This is a genomic window from Methylobacterium sp. WL103, assembly GCF_008039885.1.
In the GTDB taxonomy this organism is placed as follows: Bacteria; Pseudomonadota; Alphaproteobacteria; order Rhizobiales; family Beijerinckiaceae; genus Methylobacterium; species Methylobacterium cerastii.
Genome location: NZ_VRUX01000453.1, coordinates 1 through 3,509, shown reverse-complemented (window position 1 = coordinate 3,509; position 3,509 = coordinate 1). Strand labels below are relative to the sequence as shown.

Sequence of the window (3,509 nt, the reverse complement as noted above, 5' to 3'; positions counted from 1 at the left end):
GCGGCGCCAGGCCCGCACGGCACAGGCCGCGACATAATCCCGGCACCGCGGTGCTGGGCGCGGTTTCACGCTCGCGCGGCGGGGGCCAACACCTGTATGGCACGGATCATGACGTGCCGGCGCGCGGCGCGCCGTCCCCGCGCGCCGGCCTCGCCCGAACCTGCCCGAACCTGCCCGAACCTGCCCGAGACAACACGGAAACGGCCTGACCCTCATGCGCGACGACGCCACCGGACGCACCCTCACCGCCCATGAATCGCGCGAGACGCCTTGGCTCAGCGTGGTCCTCGGCTTCGGGCCGATGCTGCCGCTGGTGGCGGGCGCCGCCGCCGCCTGGTGGATGCGCGGCCAGCCCCTCGACTACCTCGTCGCCCTGGTGACGATCCTCTACGGCGCCGCGATCCTGCTGTTCCTGGCGGGCGTGCGCCGCGGCGTCAGCTTCCGCACCGAGGGCGGGCCGACGGTGGTGCAGATCGCGACGATGTTCGGGCTGTTCGCGCTTGGGCTCTCCGCCCTCGTGACGGTGGTGATGGGCAAGGCGATCCCGGCGCTCGCCCTCCTGATCGTCGGCTACGCCGCCATCGCCGTGCTCGACCCGATCGCCGCGCGCACCGGAGAGGCACCGCTGTTCTTCGCTCGCCTGCGCCCGCTGCAGATGCCGATCGCCGTGGTGAGCCTCGCCGCGCTGCTGTGGCTGAAGTGGATCTCGCCTTACTAGGCCGCCCCTCTTCCCTACCCCCCCGACGGATCTCGGGCTTGCCCGAGATCCGCACCCTGTGTGCCCAAGTCGGGCGAGCCCGACTTGGGTGCGGGGGAGGGAAAATGCCCACCATCGTCTCGCCGCGAGAACCCGCCCGCCTTCGAAATCCAGCCCTGCTTGCCGCTGCCCCCGCCGCCGCGATACAGCCCGGCGCGACCCCCGTAGCGCGCGATCGAAACGAACCCTCATGTCCAAGGCCGATTCCAACAAGGCCGAGAAGGCCGAAAAATCCGGCCTGAAGGCCCGCCTGCCGCGCGGCTTCGTCGATCGCCGCGCCGCCGAGATCGCGGCGCAGGGGCGGATGCTGGAGACGATCCGGGCGACGTTCGAGCTCTACGGCTTCGAGGCGCTGGAGACCCCGTTCGTCGAGTACACCGAGGCGCTCGGCAAGTTCCTGCCCGACCTCGACCGCCCGAACGAGGGCGTGTTCTCGTTCCAGGACGACGACGAGGCGTGGCTCTCGCTCCGCTACGACCTCACCGCGCCGCTGGCCCGGCACGTGGCCGAGAACTTCGACGCGATCCCGAAACCCTATCGCAGCTTCCGCAACGGCTTCGTGTTCCGGAACGAGAAGCCGGGCCCGGGCCGCTTCCGCCAGTTCATGCAGTTCGACGCCGACATCGTCGGGGCGCCCGGCGTCGCCGCCGACGCCGAGGCCTGCATGCTGATGGCCGACACGCTGGATCGGCTGGGCTTGGCCGGCCAGTACGTGATCAAGGTCAACAACCGGAAGGTGCTCGACGGGGTGCTGGCGACGATCGGGCTCGGCGGCGACGCGCAGGCCGGCCAGCGGCTGACCGTGCTGCGCGCCATGGACAAGTTCGACAAGTTCGGCACGGAGGGCGTGCGCCAGCTGCTCGGCCCCGGCCGCAAGGACGAGTCGGGCGACTTCACCAAGGGCGCCGGACTCGACGGGGCCCAAGCCGACAAGGTGATCGCGCTGCTGCTCGCCGGCGGTTCGGAGGAAACGCCCGAACGCTTCGCCTTCGTCGACGCGTTGCTCTCCGCCTTCGGCGAGAACGAGACCGCGCGGGCCGGCATCGAGGAGCTGCACACCATCGCCAAGCTGGTGGACGCCGCCGGCTACGGCGTGGACCGCATCCGCGTCGACCCCTCCGTGGTGCGCGGCCTCGAATACTACACCGGCCCGGTCTACGAGGCCGAGCTGACCTTCCCCGTCACCAACGAGGACGGGCAGACCGTGCGCTTCGGCTCGGTCGCCGGGGGTGGGCGCTACGACGGGCTCGTCGGGCGGTTCCGCAGCGATCCGGTTCCGGCCACCGGCTTCTCCATCGGCGTGTCGCGGCTGTTCTCGGCGCTGCAGCTCACCGGCAGCCCGCTCGCCGAGGCCCCGGCCAAGCCCGGCCCGGTGGTGGTGCTGGTGCTCGACCGCGACGAGATCGCCGCCTACCAGCGGCTCGTCGCCACCCTGCGGGGGGCCGGCATCCGGGCAGAGCTCTATCTGGGCGGCGCCGGGATGAAGGCGCAGATGAAGTACGCTGACCGCCGCGGCAGCCCGGTGGCGATCATCCAGGGCTCGAACGAGCGCGAGGCCGGCGAAATCCAGGTCAAGGACCTCGTCGCCGGCGCCGAGGCCGCCCGCAACATCGCCAGCAACGCCGAGTGGAAGGCCGCCCGGCCGGCCCAATTCTCCTGTCCCGAGGCCGAGATGGTCGAGCGCGTGCGCGCCGTGCTGGCGCAGCATTTTTCGGCCGACGCGTAAGGGTAGGGGTCGGCTCTCTCTCCCCCCTCTGCGCGGGGACGAGCAGCGGCAGCCTCAGCGCGGGCAGCCGGCGGCGCGTTCCTGGCGCTGGATCTCGGCGACCTTGGCACGATCCCGAGCCGAAAGCGGCACGTCGGCGATGTCGTCGTCGCGGCAGCCGGCGTTGCCGAAGGCCTTGATCCCGCGCGGGGTGCGGAAGCAGTAGCCGGCCTCGCCGTAGACCGCGTTGCGCTCGCCCCAGAGTTCGTCGCACGGGAACTCCGCCCGCGCGGGCGTGCAGAGCGGCGGCAAGGCCACCAGGACGGAAGCAAGGGCGAGGGCGCGCATCGGGTCGGCTCCGGTGGGGACGGGAGCCGCACGATAGCCGATGCGATCGCCGCCGCATGCGCCCGCGCGTCCCAAAGGTTTGACCCTGCGTGTTCATTCCCGCTCGCGAGGCCCGGCGGGGCGGTCGCCAAGCCCGGCTCCGGTTGCTACAGAACCGCTCGACGACGACGGGCAGGATCATGACGCGACCGCAGGCAGGAGAGACGGAGGCGAGCGCGTCGGCACAGGCGCGGCTCTCGGCGCACCTCGCGCAAGGGGGCTACCGCTTCGTGACGCCGCCGGTGCTGCAGCCGGTCGAGCCGTTCCTCGAGCTCTCCGGCGAGGACATCCGCCGGCGCATCTTCGTCACGCAGGACTCCGACGGGGCCGAACTGTGCCTGCGACCGGAGCTGACGATCCCGGTCTGCCGCCTGCACCTGGCCGGCGGCGACGGCCGGGCGGCCGACTACAGCTATTGCGGCCCGGTGTTCCGGCTGGCGGCCGACGAGCCCGACGAGTTCCTGCAGGCAGGCATCGAATCGATCGGCCGCGCCGACACCCCGGCCGCCGACGCCGAAGTGCTCGGCATCGCCCTCGAAGGCCTCGCCCTGTTCGGGCACTCTGCCCCGAGCGTGCGACTGGGCGACATGGGGCTGACGGTGGCACTGCTGGAGGCCCTGAGCGTGCCGCCGGCCGCCAAGCGCCGGACGTTGCGGGCGC

Annotated in this window: 4 protein-coding genes; 3 read left to right on the top strand and 1 reads right to left on the bottom strand. The window is 72.0% G+C overall.

Annotated features, from left to right (window positions below; all coding sequences use genetic code 11):
* Positions 1–214 precede the first annotated feature (214 nt).
* A complete protein-coding gene (locus FV222_RS20400) occupies positions 215–718 on the top strand; it encodes a DUF3429 domain-containing protein (protein WP_147762173.1) in 504 nt (167 codons plus the stop codon).
* A 229-nt stretch (positions 719–947) separates the two neighbouring features.
* On the top strand, positions 948–2,483 hold the full coding sequence (gene hisS / locus FV222_RS20395; RefSeq protein WP_147762174.1) for a histidine--tRNA ligase: 1,536 nt from the start codon (positions 948–950) through the stop codon (positions 2,481–2,483).
* Positions 2,484–2,537: 54 nt separating this feature from the next.
* On the opposite strand, the gene FV222_RS20390 is transcribed toward hisS, so the two are convergent.
* Positions 2,538–2,810: a YARHG domain-containing protein gene (locus tag FV222_RS20390; protein WP_147762175.1), complete on the bottom strand. Its 273-nt coding sequence runs from the start codon at positions 2,808–2,810 to the stop codon at positions 2,538–2,540.
* A gap of 179 nt (positions 2,811–2,989) precedes the next feature.
* On the opposite strand from FV222_RS20390, the gene FV222_RS20385 reads away from it, so the two are divergent.
* Positions 2,990–3,509 (top strand): ATP phosphoribosyltransferase regulatory subunit (locus FV222_RS20385; RefSeq protein ID WP_187277393.1); only part of this gene is annotated, 520 nt, incomplete at its 3' end.

Bases quoted from the DNA above. Each gene is read 5' to 3' on its own strand.
- FV222_RS20400 (WP_147762173.1), top strand. From the start codon at position 215: ATGCGCGACGACGCCACCGGACGCACCCTCACCGCCCATGAATCGCGC.
- hisS (WP_147762174.1), top strand. From the start codon at position 948: ATGTCCAAGGCCGATTCCAACAAGGCCGAGAAGGCCGAAAAATCCGGC.
- FV222_RS20390 (WP_147762175.1), bottom strand. From the start codon at position 2,810: ATGCGCGCCCTCGCCCTTGCTTCCGTCCTGGTGGCCTTGCCGCCGCTC.